Raw genomic sequence first — 15,715 nt, 5'->3', positions numbered from 1 at the left:
GGTTAATCGGTCTGCTTTCGTGGTGACCAATGAGAACGATTAGACTCACTCGACGACGCCTTCGGGGCGGGGCCCTCGCAACGATCGGGTACATCCTCTCGCCGCTTTCGTGGTGGAACGACCTGCTGGTGAACGTCCCGCTCGCTTATGCGTTTGCGACGATTATCGGCCTCATCGCTCGGCAATGGTTCGTTCCGGCCCTCGTCGTCGGGTACTGGCTGACGAACATTCTGGGCTTCGTGTTGCTCCATATCGGCGGTGTAGAGGCACTCACTAGAGAATCCGACGGACCACGACCTTATGGTCGTCGTGACATCATTGTCGATATTGTGATGTCCATCGGGTACACCATACTCGTCCTCCTCCTCGTCTATTTCGGGTGGCTTACGTTCCCTGAAGAAATTTTACCCTGAACTGCTGCCAGCCGTCGACGGGAGCGCGGAGATGGTCGAGCATGCGAGAGCGCGAGTCGGTAAGCGGGCCGACGTACGAACGGCCGACCTCGGCGAGCCACTCGCGTTCGCGGTAATCGACGAATTCGACATCGTCGTCAGCGCGCTATCGGGCTCGGCAGTCGCTTGTTCTTGCCGTTCCCTTCCCAGGGGTCTGCGCTCGTCGGAGCGTGTTGCGTCCTGTTCGATACGGTCACACAACATCGAGGGTTGCCACTACTCGCCCTGAACACCGAACAGAGTGGAGAAACGTCGTGTGAAGTCGTTATGCGTCGATACCGATGGTGGCCGAGACCGTCGCGTTCCCGTTCGCGTGGGTGGTCGCGCTGTCGTTGACCGTGGCCGTCGCGTTCGCACCGGCCGTCGCCTCGGCGTCAGCACCAGCGTCCTCGTTCAGGTCGCTGATAACGGCACCGAGTGGGTCGTCGAGCGACCCGTCGATGAATTCCGTGATGCGGATGTGGATGGTCTGCACGCGGTCACGGACGTGGTCTGGGATAGCCGTCGGAAGGTCGGTTCGGGGACCCTTCTCGTCGGCGTTGGCAGATTCGTTCGCCTTTTCGGTGGCGTTCTCGTTGCGCTCGTCAGTCTGTTCGCTTGCGTTCTCGGCACGCTCGTTCGCGTGCTCGGAGTGCTGTCCGTTGCTCGCGTGCTCACCGGGCCGCTCGTCGGCCGTCTTGTTCGCGTGGTCGTCCGCTGGGACGGTCGGCGTGTCGTTGTCGCCGATACTAAACGTGCTGTTCGACTGTCCGGACGCGGCCACGACTGTGCCCGCGCTCACGAGGAGCGCAGCAAGTGCGATCACGGTCAGCTTAGAGGGGTTCAATTGGGGAGTGCCTCCACTCTGACCGGAGGGACGAGGACCACTTGAAGGGGGAGAGCCGTTCAGACGGTTCAGTCGATTCAGACCTCCTGAACCAGTTTTTCGGCGTTTTGAATCGTTTGAACGTCGTGAAGGTTACCGGGATAGTTCGGATGGTCCATCAATCGTCGCTCTGGCCGCGAAACCGTGGTAAGTGATGGGACAATGACGCCCCAGACGAGGCTCTGGTTCCGGCTTTTTCGACTCCAGTTTCGTGGGCGGCCCGGCGGCCACCCACGTGGTGACAGTGTTACCGAGCAGGAGGAAACCACCAATCAGTGTGCTACCAAACATCATGGCAGAGGACCGGGTCTGGATCGTCGTCGCCATCTCCGACAACCAGGACGCGCTCACGGTGAGAGCAGAACTGAAAAAGTAGCATAAAGACATTTTTCCTACACTAATTGGAACTCTGTACTCCCACTATTTGAGAACGTCCGAAATACCCTTTCCACGTGGTACTGGGTTTCTACATGTGACCAAAGACAAAACCGTATTCGACAGACTCGGCGGTCAAGATGCTGTCGAGGCTGTCGTCGACGATTTCTACGATCGTGTCCTGTCCGATGAACGGGTACTCCATCACTTCGAAGGGAGCGACACGACGGCACTTCGTGCCCATCAGGTACAATTTATCTCGGCAGTGACGGGTGGCCCAGTCGAATACACCGGTGACGACATGCAAGCTGCCCACGATGGGATGGACATCACCGATGCGGAGTACGACGTCGTCGCAGGGCATCTCGACGTTGCACTGGCCGAGAACGACGTCTCGCAGAAGGACCGTCGAGACGTGCTGGAAACGGTCGAGAGCCTCCGTCCCGACATCGTCGAAGTGGACGAGTAGGCCGTTCTCGGTCCTCTTCGTCGGCGGCTGCCGACTTCAAGTCAGGGGAGTAGCAAGGGAGACAGTGGCATCGTTCCGTGGAGTCTGCTGCTCCGAGGGTATAGACACCCGAAGAAAACTGCGTTGGGAGTATGTCTGCACAGACGGGGTTGGGGAAGGGGGAGCGTGCATGTGCAGACGAAGTGGGAGTAGGTCTACCCAGCCGGACTGCGGACGGTCGTGACCGGTGTGTTCGCATCGGCCACCGTGCGCTTGCGAGCATCGCCGCCAGCGTCGTCGGTCAGGTCGCTACTGCCCCTGCCGACCATGGCATCCATACCGCGTCGATGTTGGTGTGGTTGCTCGTAACGCGACCAGGGACGGCCTCGATGAGGCCGGTCCGAGAATCGCGGTCCGCGGTGCGAACGGCCTGATGGTCGCCAGCCTATTCATCGACCGTCTCGTCGTCGCCGATGTCGAACTCGTTGTTCGACTGCCCGAACGTGGTCACGACGCTGTCCGCAGTTACGGGGCGCACGACAGGCGTGACCGTGGTCGACTTCGAGATGGTTATGGGGCGCCTCCCGCTCGAAGGGGATGCGGTACCACCCCTTTAACAGGAGCGTCCGTTCAGCAATTGCAACTGCCGACTGGGTCTCGCAGGCGTTCCCCGGGGTATTGAATCGTTTAAACGTCGTGAAGGGTTCCATGAGCGTCTGGATAGCGCACCTTTCTCTGTTGCATGCGCGCAACTGTCAGGCTTGCTGACGAAAGAACGGCCGACTGAACCTCTGACAGGTTCGCTTCGACCCTTCGGCCATGCCCTTCGCACGGTGGGTGAAGATGTCGTTCGTCCCTGTCGTCGCCGAGGTCAGACGTCGAAGGTCCGTTTCGCGTCGCGGTAGCAGGTCCAGCAGGGGAAGCCGTCGCGTAGATCATCGCAGTCGCAGTCACACGACTCCTCTGTGTCGTGACTGTCGCCCACTTCGTCGGGTACTGGCTTGGCCTTGCCACCGTCGGCGACGAGTTGCTGCTCAATCACTGCGTCGAGGACCGGCCGATGAATCGCGACGGCGACGCGGTGTTTGCACGCACCCTCGTAGTGTTCGTCGGCGGGACAGGTACACGACGACGGGACGCCATCACGAACCGTGACGAGGTACTCGTGGTCTTCCGGGTTTGCGTGACTGCCGTTTCGAACCCGAACGCCGTCGGCGACGAGTTCGAACTCGAACGCTTCGTACTGTGCACGCTTCCCGACGCGAGTCAGGTACTGGAGTTTCCTGAGCGGATTTGTCGACATAGTGTTCAGCGAGAGGCTCTCTCGCCCCCCGCACCCCTCAGGGGGTGATAAAATGCTGTTGTGGGTGCTCCGTTGAAACGATACCAACTGAATTTGAATTGCTGGCCGCCGAGCGCCGTTTTAATCAATAATTTCTGAATTTCGGAGACATATAACCATATTTTCCTCCCCTTAATCTGGTAAAATAGGAACAGCAGACTTAGGTGGTGGTAGAACGTCGTGTGAGTCAAATGAATCCAGACGAGTTTGAAGGTGGTCCAGGGCGGATCGAGATGTATGGAGACGTGCCCTGCTATCAGCCCGCTAGTCTTCCACCCGAAATCTCGTATACTGACGACATGCTCCGTGCGTACGGAGACGCTCGATACGCACTGGGCCAACTCTCGACACTCCATGACGACATCGAGAACGAGAACCTACTGATTGCGCCATTTGTGGTTCGAGAAGCAGCGATGAGTTCGCAGATCGAGGGAACGGACGTCACAGTCTCCGACATCGTCCTCCACAACCTTGACGACGATCCAAAACGGTCAGCAGCAAAATTGCGGGACGTTCGGGAGGCGTACAACTACGTCGAAGCGATTCGTACTGGGTTCGACGCCCTTGCTGAGGGACGGCAGATCGATGAGGAACTCATCTGTGACCTCCACGAGACGCTCCTCATCGATGTCCGTGGGGAAGACAAACGACCAGGACAGATGCGAGAGGACATCGCCGTCATGATCGGGCCAGACAACCATATCGAACATGCCCGGTTCGTTCCAGCGAGTCCCCAGTCAGTTCGACTACTCGTCGATCAACTTCTCGCGTACATCCGAAGCGGGACGTACCCCCCGTTGATCGACATCGCCCTCACGCATTACCAGTTCGAGACCATCCACCCATTCAGAGATGGGAACGGACGTCTCGGCCGTCTACTCATCATGCTACAGCTGTACCAATCACAGTTGCTTTCTGAACCATACTTGTACCTCTCGGCGTACTTCAACCGTTATCGAACCGAGTACTTCGACCGGCTGCTGGCGGTCAGCCAGAGAGGGGACTGGGAGACGTGGATTGTGTTCGTGCTCAACGCAATCGCGGAGCAAGCCATCGACGCCTACGACTGCGGTCGTAAACTCGTATCGCTCCGAAACGGCTATCGAGAGAAGTTCCCGAACAGTCCAGCAGTTCGCGACGTGATAGACCATCTGTTCGAAGAACCGTATCTGAAAGCGTCGCGTGCGATCGAGGGAACGGGACGGTCACGGCAGGCAGTGTACGACGCGATCGAGAAACTCACCGCGGAGGGAATCATCCAAGAACTCACTGACAAACAACGAAACCGAGTCTTCGAAGCACCCGAAATACTCGCACTCGTCGAGTCGCCCTAAGCAGTCGCTCTGTTAGGGTGAGCACGGCCGATAGTTCAGAAACACTTTACCCATCGAACATCGTCTTCGGTAACTTCGAGTTCGCACTCTGTGTGGGTAATGTAGTCCCGTCCGACGAGTTCAATGACTTTCTTCAGTCTATCGAGTTTTCGACAGGCGGCTGAAGCCACTGGTGTCTTCCTTGTATCTCTATGACCGGAACAGCAAAGTCATTATCGCGATAATCATTATCCAGAGTATGACCTTCTACAATCGCGACCGCGAACTCGCTGCGCTCGAAGCGGCGTTCGACGCTTCCGGTCACGATTTCTTCGTCGTGTATGGTCGACGTCGGGTGGGGAAGACAGCGTTGCTCAAAGAGTTCTGTACGGAGCGACCGCACGTGTATTTCCTTGCTGCACAGGGGTCAGAGACCCGCCAGCGTGAGAAGTTCGTCGGCCAGATAGCGACGTATCGTGATGACCGGGTTCCACGCATCGACGATTGGGAAGATGCGTTCGAATACCTCGGCGACCTAGTCGCGGACGAGGCGATGGTTGTCGTGATAGACGAGTTCCCGTATCTCGTCGACGAGAACGCATCTCTCCCGTCGTATCTACAGGGATTCGTCGACGAACAGCTCCAGAATACGGATTCGATGCTCGTTCTCTGTGGATCCAGTATTAGCACGATGGAGTCGGAGGTACTCGGTCATGAGAGTCCGTTGTATGGGCGTCGAACGGGCCAAATCGACCTGCAGCCGTTCTCGTTCGCCCACGCACGGAACGTCATCACATACGATATCGAGGCGGCGATTCGGTCGTTCAGCGTGACTGGTGGCACCCCGATGTACCTGTTGCTGTTCGATTATTCGCAGGACTTGCGTTCGAATATCCGCTCACAGGTTCTCTCCTCGACGGCGGTCCTCTACAACGAACCCGAGTTCCTCCTTCGCACAGAGTTGCGCAACCCTGCACGGTACATGAGTATCCTCGAAGCGGTGGCGACTGGGCACACGACACCGAACGAGATCGCCGGGGCGACGGGCATCAATTCCGGGCCACTTTCGAAATACCTCCAGACTCTTCGACGACTCCGTTTACTCGACCGAGAGGTACCGGTGACAGCCAAGGCGAAGAAGTCCAAGCGGTCGCGCTACCACGTCGCCGACGAGTTCCTACGATTCTGGTTCCGTTTCGTCGAACCGAATCGGTCGAGCATCGAAGAAGCACCAGCCCTCGTGCTCGATGGAACCATTGAGCCTGCCCTCCCTGACCACGTTGCCACAACGTTCGAGTCAATCTGCCAGCAGGCTGTCTGGGAGGCCATCCGACGCGGTGATCTCGATGCCTATGCAGACGTTGGTCGATGGTGGTACGACGAAGACGAAATCGACATCGTCGGCCTCGCACCGAACGACGACCGAATCCTCTTCGGGGAGTGTAAGTGGACGTCGGAGCCAGTCGGGCACGGACTCGTCGAAGACTTGCGAGCGAAGAGTGACAGTGTTCGGTGGGGGCCAGCGTCTCGGAGCGAACGCTTCGCGATATTCTCGAAGAGTGGGTTCGAAGACGGGCTACGTGAAGACGTGGGGGATAACTGGCAGCTGTACTCGCTCGACGATATTGATGCCCTGACTGCTTCCTGAGGAAAAATTGAGTCTTGGGGAGAAGCCAGCTACCCGCTGAGACCCCATCGAACGCCGTCTTCAACAGCGTCGAGCTCGCGCTCTGCACGTTTGACGTGGGCTCGTCCGACGAGTTCGATTGCCTTCTCGCGGTCAATCTCGTCGCTAATGTAGCGTGAGAGGACGAGGTCGGCCCAGAGGGCTTCGACGCCGCGCTCCAACGCCCGCTTGAGGGTCTCCGATTCAGGAACGCCCTTCGAGGCGGCAATTTCTTGCACCCGCTCGGTGAGCTCCGTAGCCATGTCGTGAGAGTTGTTCTGGACTAGCGTAAACATCTGTAGGCATAGTGAACCGGTCGGACTTGGCGCACCCTGTGGGTTACGCGTTCGTCAGTTCCTGAATCTCGTCCCGTCGCGCTCGCACCGTGACCGGAGTCACGTGTGCCGCGTCTGCGAGGTCGGTCTGGTACACTGTTTCATCGTGCTCCTGCGCGGCGACGTAGATGCACGCCGCGGCAACGCCGGTCGGTGCTCTGCCTATTGCTCGGCCCGTCTCCTCCAACTGGCGGGCGAGTTCGAGCGCCCGGAACTGCGTGGCCTCGCCGACGTCGAAGCGTGCTGCGTATCGCGGCACAAACGTCGACGGTGACGGCGGCGCGATGTGGAGGCCGAGTTCGCTCTGGAGCACCATGTATGCGTTTCTGAGTGCAGAGTAGTCACAGCGGGCGACTGGTTCGAACTCGTCGAGTGTTCGAGGGAGGTCGAAGCAGCGACACGCTGCATACACACTACCAGCAGCCATCGCGTTCACGGAACGACCGGGAAGGAGGTTTTCGGCCTGTGCCTCGCGGAACAGGGTGGCAGCTCGGTCGCGAACGCTTCGTGGAAGTTCGTGTTCGCTCGCGATACGCCGCACGTCGACGAGGCCGCGGAGTGCGTTCCGAGACCGCTTCGTCGGTGTTCGTGCCCTGCTGTGCTCGCGTCTGAGCCTGCTGAACCGTCGTCTCGTTCGAGAGGAGAGGACGTTCCCCTTCGCATCTTTCCTCGACCCGATCTCCGTCGACAGGCCATCGTCGTGTCTGGAAGGGGTGAGTGGCGACCCGATTCGACTGCTCGTTCTGCCATCGTTGTTGTCGAACCAGTCCGGCCCGTGGTCGATCTCGTACTCTCGAACCACGAGCCCACAGTCGACGCAGTACGTCTGCCGTCGTTCGCGTTCGAGGTCGCCGTCGCACTCCGGGCACGGCAGGTCGATCGGTAGTCGTTCGCACTCGTCGAAGCTAGTCGCGTAGATGTGTCTACTCGCCACTGTCGAAATCACTGCTCGCAGGTCGCTCTACAGGAACGCCCCGCACCCCTCAAGGGGCGATAAAATGCCGTGCGGGCGCACCGAGGAATTGAGGGTCAATCAGATTAACCAACGAGCAGTCCACTGTCGCCGCAGGTGTCGGTAGACATCAAGCGTCTCCGAGGAGTACTGGAAGTCCCCCTCACCCCTCAGGAGGGGGTGATAAACTGGCTTGCGTCCCCGAGGGTAGGGGTCGAATCAATACGCGCTCAGGGTTGAAGTCAGAAATTCACGACCGTAACCCTTCACTCCACACGGCACCGTCCCAGGACGTATCAACGCCTCAGCATCTCTACCCCCAAAGATTAATCGGTCCGAGAATAGAGTTCGAAATGGATAGGCCGGGGGGTCTGTCCAACGAGGAGCAAAATCCACCACGCAGTCGTCACCATCACTGCTCGCTCCTCACCACCCCGTTTTGGGGGTGGCTTTTCGAGTACGTCTCGCGGGAAGCACCCCGCGTGCAACACGGTCGTCGACGAGAACGGTAGCCGCGGCTGAAGGGACAGTGGAACGGACGCGAGCAGTGGCAACTGGCCTGCGGATGCGCCCTATTCGTGTGGTGTGCTGACAGAGCACTTTATGCGGTATTCACGCGTCGGATATATCGACACAGGAGCCGGAGATGGCCCGTCGCACCCCACACACTGAGCATGATGCGCTGCCCGTCGTTGCCGACGAATCACGGTCGTACGTTCGCATCCGTCCGACAGTGGACGCACTCGATGCGGAGACCGTCGCCGCGCAGTTCCGACGACTCCACCAGGTCCGCCTCGAAACAGCGTCGACATCGCTGCTCGACCGGGTCAGCGCGCCACCACGGCCGACCATCAAGGCACTGCTCGTCGGTGATGGGGACGAGACCACGTACTACGTGGGCGTCGAGACCGACGCCATCGACGCGGTGACGCGCATCCTTCGGAGTCTCTACCCGGACGGCTACGAGTTCACGCGGATGGACTGGGCACCCGACCGGCTGGTCCCAGCGAACGGACCAATCGCTGCAGTCGAGTACTGCGGGCAAGTCGACCGGGCTGCGGACTGGCAAACACAGCTCACCCCGTTCGAGACGTTCCTGACCGACACCTCGGCGCGGGTGCCCCTCGCGAGCATCGTCGAGGCCATGGCCGAGAGCGCGTCACACTCGTCGTCGGTCGCTGGAGCTCTATAGGCTGTACTGGTCCTAAGGACTCAAAACGAAGCGTTCTACAGGAACCCAAGTTCGTGGATGAGAGCCGTATTTGCGGAGCCCTCAGTAGAAACAATGTCTCAGCAGTTGTGTCGACGAGTGGTACTAGTTCGTTCTGCGGAGTAACTCTACGAAAAGCTCGGGTTCGAAACGACGCAGTATCACATGGTGGCGAGCGTTGAGAACTAAAGTCCGTTGTACAGGCTTGGCCGAGGACGGACGGTCAGAGGAACAAAACGAGCAGAGACGCCCTCCCGGTGGCAAGGAAGATGACCGCCCCGAGTTCAGACGTAGTACCCAGGGCGGTCACGGAAGCCGGCCCCACGTTGATGAGCACTGGCCCGGGGATGGCGGCCATCGCGATGTTCGAGGCGAGTTCGCCGACGAGGATGGTGATAGTGACGACTGTAGGTGTCACCACGCAAGAAGACGAACGTCCCCCAGCCGATGTCGACCAGTTCGTCCCCGGCGACGGTCCCGCTGATGTGCAAGGTTGCAATAGCGAGCAGACCCACGAAGCGGTAGCACAGGATGCCCTCGTGGCCGGCAAGCGACCCGTTGCGAAGACCGCCAGTCCACCGACGAACCACAGCAGTGCGGTGAGGAGGAAAATCGTGACGTCCCGGCGTGCCTCCATAGCGAGGTCACCATCGACGGACCTCACGCTCCTCACTTTCGAGTGTCCGATTCTCTCGAACCTCGGTGTCGTCCTCGTCGTCTCCACGTTGCTCGTTGTCCCTCTTCTCGGTCTGGATCACGTCTCGCACCCATCCGCCACCGCATCGGCTGCCGTTCTCGCTGGACTAGCGTGACGCTGCTGCTAAATCGTTGCGTGGACTGATAGTTGTCTCCGACTCCTCGTTCTGGACAGATTCATCGTTGGCCGCAATCGCAACGCCGATACATCTCCTCCGGTGAGCGACCGTATGAGCGTCGCCACACAGCTCGCCTATATGCTGGTCCTGTTGGCACTCGGCGTGGGGTTGCGAGCTGTCGGTGTGTTGACGCCGAGCCGTCGGGATTACCTCACGACACTCGCGTTCTACGTCGCACTCCCCGCGCTCGTCTTCTCGTCGACGGTCGGTCGAGCACTCTCGGAGGTGCTCGTCTGGCGACTCCTCGTCGGCGTCGTCGTCGTCCTCGGGGTCGTCGCGGGCATCAGTTGGCTCGTCCATCGTGGTCGGGGAACCCCAGCACGTCGTGGCGTCGCCGTGGTCCAATCGTACCACTGCAATCTGGGCTTTCTCGGCGTCCCGTTCGTCGCGGCGACGTTCGGTGGCGTCACTGCAGGCAAAGCGAGCATCATCCTCGGTATCGGCTCCCTCGTCCAGGTCACACTCACTGTCTTCCTGTTGACACGGATAACCAGTGGCGAGGCGGATGTGGTCGAAGAACTGCGTGGGCTCGCACGCAATCCCGTCCTCATCGCACTCGCGCTCGGACTCGTCGGTGCCGCCAGCAACGTCGCACTCCCGGGCGTGATTCTGAATCCGCTCGGTGCAATCGGCAGCCTCGCGCTTCCCATCGCGTTGCCTGCCGTCGGGGCATCACTCACGGCCGACAAGGGATTCGTCGACCTACCGACGGTCAGTGTCGTCGCTGCGGTGAAACTGCTCGTCATGCCCATCGTCGCCGTCATCGTGTTCACGGCACTCGCTGCGTCCCCGACCACGCTCCGTGCCGGCGTCGTGATGCTGGCGATGCCAACCGCCGTCTCGACGTACATCTATTCGAGCGAACTCGGCGGCGATGGCGACCTCGCATCCGCGACGGTGCTGGCGACGACGGTCGTGGCGGTGGCAACGCTGTTGGGCGTCGTCCACCTGCTCGGCGTACTGACTGCGTGAGGACGTTCGGGTTGATTTCGTCTCGGGCTCAGCCGGTTCCGTCGTCTAGAGGGACTTTGTTGGCCGTTAGTTGTTCATCGGGAGAACGGAAACACGATTTTACGTGCTGACAGTCGCCTTTTACTATCACAGAGAGATGAGAGACCACCATGGGTGCAGATAGACACTGGTTTGGCGTCGAACTCACGGCTGGTGGGGACCCAGACACCGTCATCGATACTGTCGAGAGGGGGACCGACAGGGTCGCGTACCTAGCGACCCACAACGACGTGTTGGCGTTCGGTGGCATCGAGTACAGTACTCGCACCGTCGTCGAGAGCTTGGAATCCGTCATCGAGCACGTCAGCCGAGTCGCGCTGGTCCACGTACACGACGGAGTCGGCGCAGTGAGTGCCGCCTACTACGAGCGTGAGGGAACGACCCTCGCCGAACACGAACAGCTGAATCGGGACGCTGGGACGATGCCCGACGGGTTCTTCGACTACTTCGCTACCAAGTACGGAATCCATGCCGTCATCTGAGGACGACCTGCCCTCAGTCGACGTATTAATCGACCGACTCGACGGGATTGACCCAGAAGTTCGACGCGTTGCCGCTGAAACACTATCTCGTCGGTTCATCGAGAACGCGGAGTTTTTCGGGGTGGATGCGCTGCCAACTGGCGAGACGCTGACCACGATTGCGGCTCATCTCGATGACCCGGACCCGCAGGTGCGGAGTTATCTTACCGTCGTCGTGCGGCGGGTGCTAGGTATCCGGACGTTCAGTTCGGAGGGGGTCTACCTGGGCCCGAACGGGACGTTGCTGGAGCGGTATCTGGCACTAGCCGACGATACGGACTGGCGAGTCCGCCAGAACGTAATCAACGTAACGATGCTCAGTGAAGTCGTGGAAGCCGTCGTCGCGGAGGACGCCGGCCCTGAAGGCCTGCACGCACGACTGGCGTCGGTCCTCGTCGACGGATTGACCGACCCTGTCGACATCGTCCGAAAACGAGCCGGCGAACTCCTCGTCGGGAATTCAACCACGGGCTACTGGATTCGTGGCTACGACGACGACACGTACGACAACGGTGCGGAAGTGTTTCTTGGCCACCCGAACCCCGCGGAGGCAGTTGGTACACTGCTCGATGCACTCGCCGATCCCGTCGACGATTTCACCGACAGGGCTTCAAGAGGTCGAAGTCCTCGTCGAACAGCTGGGGTCGTCGTCGCGTCACTCGGAGTCGAACGACCCGACCTACTCGAACCGCATCGGAGCCGACTCGTCGACGCACTCGACAGCGATGACCCGTACGTCAGAAAATACGTTAGCATGGCGCTCGTTCCCTCGCTGAACCGATGGAGTGAGTGTGTCGGCCCAGTCGAGGACTCGATACTGTCGCTCGTCGCCGAAGACGAGGCATGGAAACAACAGTTCGGAGTAGCGCTGTTGGTCGAGACGCTTGATGCCATAGGACGTGAATCGATGAACAGACCGGGCGAACTGATCGAAAACGCACTTGCGACGACTATCCGGACCCTCGAGCGAGAAACGCCGGACGGGAGTCACTGGGTACGGACGAGTTTTTCGACGGCGCTCACAAATTTTCTACATCACGTGACGGAACAGCAGGGACAGCGTGCACTGGCCGACGTTGAACGCCCCATCGCTGCAGCACCAGCAGACACCAAGTCCATCGTCCCCGGGGTGTTCGCTTACGTCAGTCAGTATGGAGAGACGGAGCCAGCCGTAGGGATCCTTTCAGCGGTCATCGAAGTTGCGCCAGCGTATGTGCGAAGCGCAAGCGACGAGTATCCCGATTCGAAGGAAGTCTCGAACGTTCTCTCGTCGCTCGACTTGCAAGACGAAGCTCCCGAGTGATCGTTGCTGCCATTCGGCCCCTTCGGCGGGTGGACGGGCGTCGGCCGACGTGGACGGGAGCCAAGCGTGTTATCTGCAGAAGGGACCGATTTCGCAGCAGGCGGGTCGAAGAGCGGACACGACCGTCAGAAAGTGAAGTGCACCGCAACGGTTTCTCCGCAGGAGTCACAGGTCGCCCACACCATCCCGTCGGTGTCGTCGGTTTCGTCCACAACGGTGGACCCCTTCGGAACGAGAGGCCGAAGAATGCCGGGGCTACACTCGGGACAGCCCACGAACGCGATAGCCGCCTCGTCTTTACTAGGTTCCACTGGCTCTCGTTGTGACTAATCGGCCGACGGCGGATATACTGCGCCCCTATTGGATGGAAAATAAGGATGTGTCGCATCCGAGACTGTACAGTTCCTCGCCACTTTCTAGGTACCCTCCTCAGCTGGATTTCTTCCATCGATCGACTGATTCGGTCGCTGATCGTTGTAGTACTGTCCGAACACCGCGAGCCATCGACGAACGTTCAACCGACTGACCGCCCTGAGTTGTGGAAACGTCGGCTCTCATCTTCGATGTTTGAACCCACTTTTCGGTGAGGTTTTGGTCGGTATCGTCGACCTGCGTGGATCAACTGCAGGGCGGGAGACGGACCGACTGGGCAAATAGTAAAATCTAGATTAGTAAAATCGTGTTTTAGATAATTGGCACAATTATGTTTCTCTCGGCACGACTCTATGCATGACCGACCCCGGCTTCGTCGACCGTGAGTCAGAACGCGACCTGCTGAAATCGCGCTTCGACCGTGACGCTGCCGACTTGCAGGTCGTCTACGGTCGTCGCCGACTCGGGAAGAGCGCGCTCGTCCGCGAGGCGATTCGGGACCGCGACGACGCGGTGTACTGGCAGGCGACGGAGGAGACGCCAGACGCACAACTGACGAACTTCGTCCAGACGGCGAGTGAGACGTACCCACAACTCACAGACATCAAGCGTGACTGGGAGGCTCTGTTGCGGGCGCTCGGTCGCGAAGACGCCGTGGTCGTCCTCGACGAGTTCCCCTATCTGGTCGACTCCGACGACGCGCTCCCGTCGAAGGTCCAGCGGGTGTGGGACATGCATCTGGAAGAGACGGGCATCACGCTGGTGCTCGTCGGGTCGTCCAACAGTGTGATGGAGGAGAAGGTGCTGGACGGCGGGAGCCCACTCTACGGTCGTCGGACCGGGACCATCGACCTGCCACCGCTCTCGCTCGGTGACGCACGACAGTTCTACCCGACCGACGAGGCGGCGGACGACCCGGAGACGACGATTCAAACGTGGGGTGTCTTCGGCGGGACGCCGTACTCCCTCCGGAAACTCACGCCGGGGGCGACACTGGCCGAAAACGTCCAGTCACACGTCCTCTCGGAACACGGCTTGCTCCACAACGAACCCGAGTTCCTCCTTCGCACCGAATTCGGCATCAGGGAACCCCAGACCTACTACACGATTCTGCGAGCCATCGCGACGGGAAAGCGCGCGGCCAACGAGATTGCCGACTTCGCGGGCGTCAGCTCAAACTCACTCGGGGCGTATCTGGCGAAACTCAGGCGACTCAGACTGGTCGAGCGCGACATCCCCGTGACCGCAAATCCGACGGCGACGCGAAAGAGTCGCTATCGCCTGACCGAACCGCTGTTCCGGTTCTGGTTCCGCTACGTCTACGCTCAGGAGGGGAAACTCGCACAGCTGGGCGACGACGCCTACGACGAACTCGTCGCGCCGTCGTTCTCGGCGTACATGGGCGCAGTGTTCGAACAGGTCTGTCAGACCGAACTGCCGTCGCTCGTGCCAAAGACGTACCAGGGAATCGGCTACTGGTGGCACAAACAGCACGAACTCGACGTGGTCGGTCTCGGGAGCGACGGGACGCTCGTCGCGGGCGAGTGCAAGTGGACCACGCGGGAGATGCACGAGGGCGACCTCGCAGACCTTGAACGGAGTGCGGCTCGTGTCGAGTGGACCCCGCCGAACGGTGGCGACCCCGACTACCACTATTGCTGTTTCTGTCGATCGGGGTTCTCCGATGGGTTGCGAGAGACTGCCGAGGAACGCGACGACGTATCGTTGTTCGAGCCGCGCGACATCGTCCGGTAGAAGGTGTGCCGAGAGACGACTGTTCACTGGTCGACGCCTACAGCATCACCGAACCCCGAGAACGGCTGCGTCGTCTCCCGACGGACGAGTTCCTCTTCGAGGATCGTAAGGCCCAGGTCGCTCAGTGCGGTCGCGATGCGCGTGAGGTCGTCTCCGTCCTTGCCCACCACCGTCACGAGGACGTTCCGTTCGCCAGTCGCAAGTTCTCTGATGCCGACGACGCCCGGCACGGACAGTGCCCGGTCGCTCATCGCTTCGCGGTCGCCGATGGGAGCAGTACAGACGATCTGTACGTGTAGCTGATAGCCTGCGGCCTGAAAGTCGATGTCGGTTCGGTACGCGGTGACGATGCCGCGGTCTTCGAGTCGCTGAATCCGCTTGCGAACCGTGCTCGGCGACGCCGAAACGAGTTCGGCGATGTCTCGCGAGGAGATACGTCGTGCGTCGCGCTGCAGTTCGAAGAGAATGCGACGATCGAGGTCGTCGAGCCCCTGTAACGTCACTGCGCTGCCCTCCCGCTGAACATCGCGTCGAAACACTCGTCGGCGAACCGGGGGACCGAAATCTCGTTTCCGGCTTTGATCTTGATGATGACGCCCTTGGTGTCGCTGAGGTACAAGTGGACGGCGGTGGCGCGTTCGTGCTCGATGACGAGCGTCCGAGCATCGCCGAGGTGGGTGTATACCGACTCGACGTACGGGCGACGGAACAGTCCGATAGAGCGGTGGACGACCGTGTCGAAATCGTGCGTCGACAGTTCGGTCTGGAGATCCGGTCGGACGTACTGGACCGTGTAGTCGTAACGCTGCGCATCGAACGAAGCGACCCACCGGAGGTCGTCGTCGAAGCGGTCGCGAAGGTACGCGACGAGGCGGTCGTAGTTCGGGTTCGAATCGTCGTGGGTTTTGGTGAACATGTCT

Annotated in this window: 18 protein-coding genes; 9 read left to right on the top strand and 9 right to left on the bottom strand. The window is 60.1% G+C overall.

The window, feature by feature from the left end; translation table 11 throughout:
- The first annotated feature begins 29 nt into the window (after positions 1-29).
- Positions 30-413, top strand: coding sequence for a DUF7980 family protein (locus ACSC1P_RS18025; RefSeq protein WP_435361597.1), 384 nt, complete (start codon positions 30-32; stop codon positions 411-413).
- 304 nt (positions 414-717) lie between these two features.
- Here ACSC1P_RS18025 and ACSC1P_RS18020 read toward each other — a convergent pair whose 3' ends face one another.
- The gene (locus ACSC1P_RS18020; RefSeq protein WP_435361596.1) at positions 718-1,278 is read right to left on the bottom strand and encodes a hypothetical protein; all 561 of its coding nucleotides are present in this window, start codon (positions 1,276-1,278) and stop codon (positions 718-720) included.
- Between the two features lie 511 nt (positions 1,279-1,789).
- Between ACSC1P_RS18020 and ACSC1P_RS18015 the strand changes: the two genes are divergently transcribed.
- Positions 1,790-2,161, top strand: coding sequence for a group I truncated hemoglobin (locus tag ACSC1P_RS18015; RefSeq protein ID WP_435361595.1), 372 nt, complete (start codon positions 1,790-1,792; stop codon positions 2,159-2,161).
- 194 nt (positions 2,162-2,355) lie between these two features.
- Here ACSC1P_RS18015 and ACSC1P_RS18010 read toward each other — a convergent pair whose 3' ends face one another.
- Entirely contained in the window at positions 2,356-2,478 is a 123-nt protein-coding gene (locus tag ACSC1P_RS18010) for a hypothetical protein (RefSeq protein WP_435361594.1), read from the bottom strand.
- Positions 2,479-3,011: 533 nt separating this feature from the next.
- Positions 3,012-3,443 carry an SWIM zinc finger family protein gene (locus ACSC1P_RS18005; RefSeq protein ID WP_435361593.1) on the bottom strand — a complete coding sequence of 144 codons (432 nt, stop codon included), beginning with the start codon at positions 3,441-3,443 and terminating at the stop codon, positions 3,012-3,014.
- A gap of 230 nt (positions 3,444-3,673) precedes the next feature.
- On the opposite strand from ACSC1P_RS18005, the gene ACSC1P_RS18000 reads away from it, so the two are divergent.
- Complete coding sequence (locus ACSC1P_RS18000; RefSeq protein WP_435361592.1) at positions 3,674-4,816, top strand: Fic family protein; 1,143 nt, start codon at positions 3,674-3,676, stop codon at positions 4,814-4,816.
- A 238-nt stretch (positions 4,817-5,054) separates the two neighbouring features.
- Positions 5,055-6,443, top strand: a complete 1,389-nt coding sequence (locus ACSC1P_RS17995) for an ATP-binding protein (protein ID WP_435361591.1) — start codon at positions 5,055-5,057, stop codon at positions 6,441-6,443.
- 29 nt (positions 6,444-6,472) lie between these two features.
- Here ACSC1P_RS17995 and ACSC1P_RS17990 read toward each other — a convergent pair whose 3' ends face one another.
- Positions 6,473-6,724 (bottom strand): hypothetical protein, encoded by a 252-nt coding sequence (locus ACSC1P_RS17990; protein WP_435361590.1) that lies wholly within the window; start codon positions 6,722-6,724, stop codon positions 6,473-6,475.
- A 76-nt stretch (positions 6,725-6,800) separates the two neighbouring features.
- Positions 6,801-7,730, bottom strand: coding sequence for a transcription initiation factor IIB (locus tag ACSC1P_RS17985; protein WP_435361589.1), 930 nt, complete (start codon positions 7,728-7,730; stop codon positions 6,801-6,803).
- A gap of 664 nt (positions 7,731-8,394) precedes the next feature.
- Between ACSC1P_RS17985 and ACSC1P_RS17980 the strand changes: the two genes are divergently transcribed.
- Positions 8,395-8,940, top strand: a complete 546-nt coding sequence (locus tag ACSC1P_RS17980) for a hypothetical protein (RefSeq protein ID WP_435361588.1) — start codon at positions 8,395-8,397, stop codon at positions 8,938-8,940.
- 241 nt (positions 8,941-9,181) lie between these two features.
- On the opposite strand, the gene ACSC1P_RS17975 is transcribed toward ACSC1P_RS17980, so the two are convergent.
- Both ACSC1P_RS17975 and ACSC1P_RS17970 read right to left on the bottom strand, forming a co-directional pair.
- Positions 9,182-9,379 (bottom strand): hypothetical protein, encoded by a 198-nt coding sequence (locus ACSC1P_RS17975; protein ID WP_435361587.1) that lies wholly within the window; start codon positions 9,377-9,379, stop codon positions 9,182-9,184.
- A gap of 223 nt (positions 9,380-9,602) precedes the next feature.
- A complete protein-coding gene (locus ACSC1P_RS17970) occupies positions 9,603-9,725 on the bottom strand; it encodes a hypothetical protein (RefSeq protein WP_435361586.1) in 123 nt (40 codons plus the stop codon).
- 159 nt (positions 9,726-9,884) lie between these two features.
- On the opposite strand from ACSC1P_RS17970, the gene ACSC1P_RS17965 reads away from it, so the two are divergent.
- The 4 genes from ACSC1P_RS17965 to ACSC1P_RS17950 all read left to right on the top strand — a co-directional run bounded on the left by ACSC1P_RS17965 (position 9,885) and on the right by ACSC1P_RS17950 (position 14,795).
- A complete protein-coding gene (locus ACSC1P_RS17965) occupies positions 9,885-10,805 on the top strand; it encodes an AEC family transporter (protein WP_435361585.1) in 921 nt (306 codons plus the stop codon).
- Positions 10,806-10,954: 149 nt separating this feature from the next.
- Positions 10,955-11,326, top strand: coding sequence for a hypothetical protein (locus tag ACSC1P_RS17960; protein ID WP_435361584.1), 372 nt, complete (start codon positions 10,955-10,957; stop codon positions 11,324-11,326).
- Between the two features lie 121 nt (positions 11,327-11,447).
- On the top strand, positions 11,448-12,668 hold the full coding sequence (locus ACSC1P_RS17955; protein WP_435361583.1) for a hypothetical protein: 1,221 nt from the start codon (positions 11,448-11,450) through the stop codon (positions 12,666-12,668).
- A 729-nt stretch (positions 12,669-13,397) separates the two neighbouring features.
- Complete coding sequence (locus ACSC1P_RS17950; protein WP_435361582.1) at positions 13,398-14,795, top strand: ATP-binding protein; 1,398 nt, start codon at positions 13,398-13,400, stop codon at positions 14,793-14,795.
- 23 nt (positions 14,796-14,818) lie between these two features.
- Here the strand turns inward: ACSC1P_RS17950 and ACSC1P_RS17945 are convergent, their stop codons facing one another.
- Together ACSC1P_RS17945 and ACSC1P_RS17940 are read right to left on the bottom strand one after the other, a co-directional pair.
- Positions 14,819-15,298, bottom strand: coding sequence for an Lrp/AsnC family transcriptional regulator (locus ACSC1P_RS17945; protein WP_435361581.1), 480 nt, complete (start codon positions 15,296-15,298; stop codon positions 14,819-14,821).
- Positions 15,295-15,711, bottom strand: a complete 417-nt coding sequence (locus tag ACSC1P_RS17940; RefSeq protein ID WP_435361580.1) for a DUF7522 family protein — start codon at positions 15,709-15,711, stop codon at positions 15,295-15,297. Before ACSC1P_RS17940 ends, ACSC1P_RS17945 begins: the two co-directional genes overlap by 4 nt.
- Positions 15,712-15,715: the final 4 nt, after the last annotated feature.

This window comes from Haloarchaeobius caseinilyticus (assembly GCF_051207395.1).
In the GTDB taxonomy this organism is placed as follows: domain Archaea; phylum Halobacteriota; class Halobacteria; order Halobacteriales; family Natrialbaceae; genus Haloarchaeobius.
This window is presented reverse-complemented; position numbering and strand designations above follow the sequence as displayed.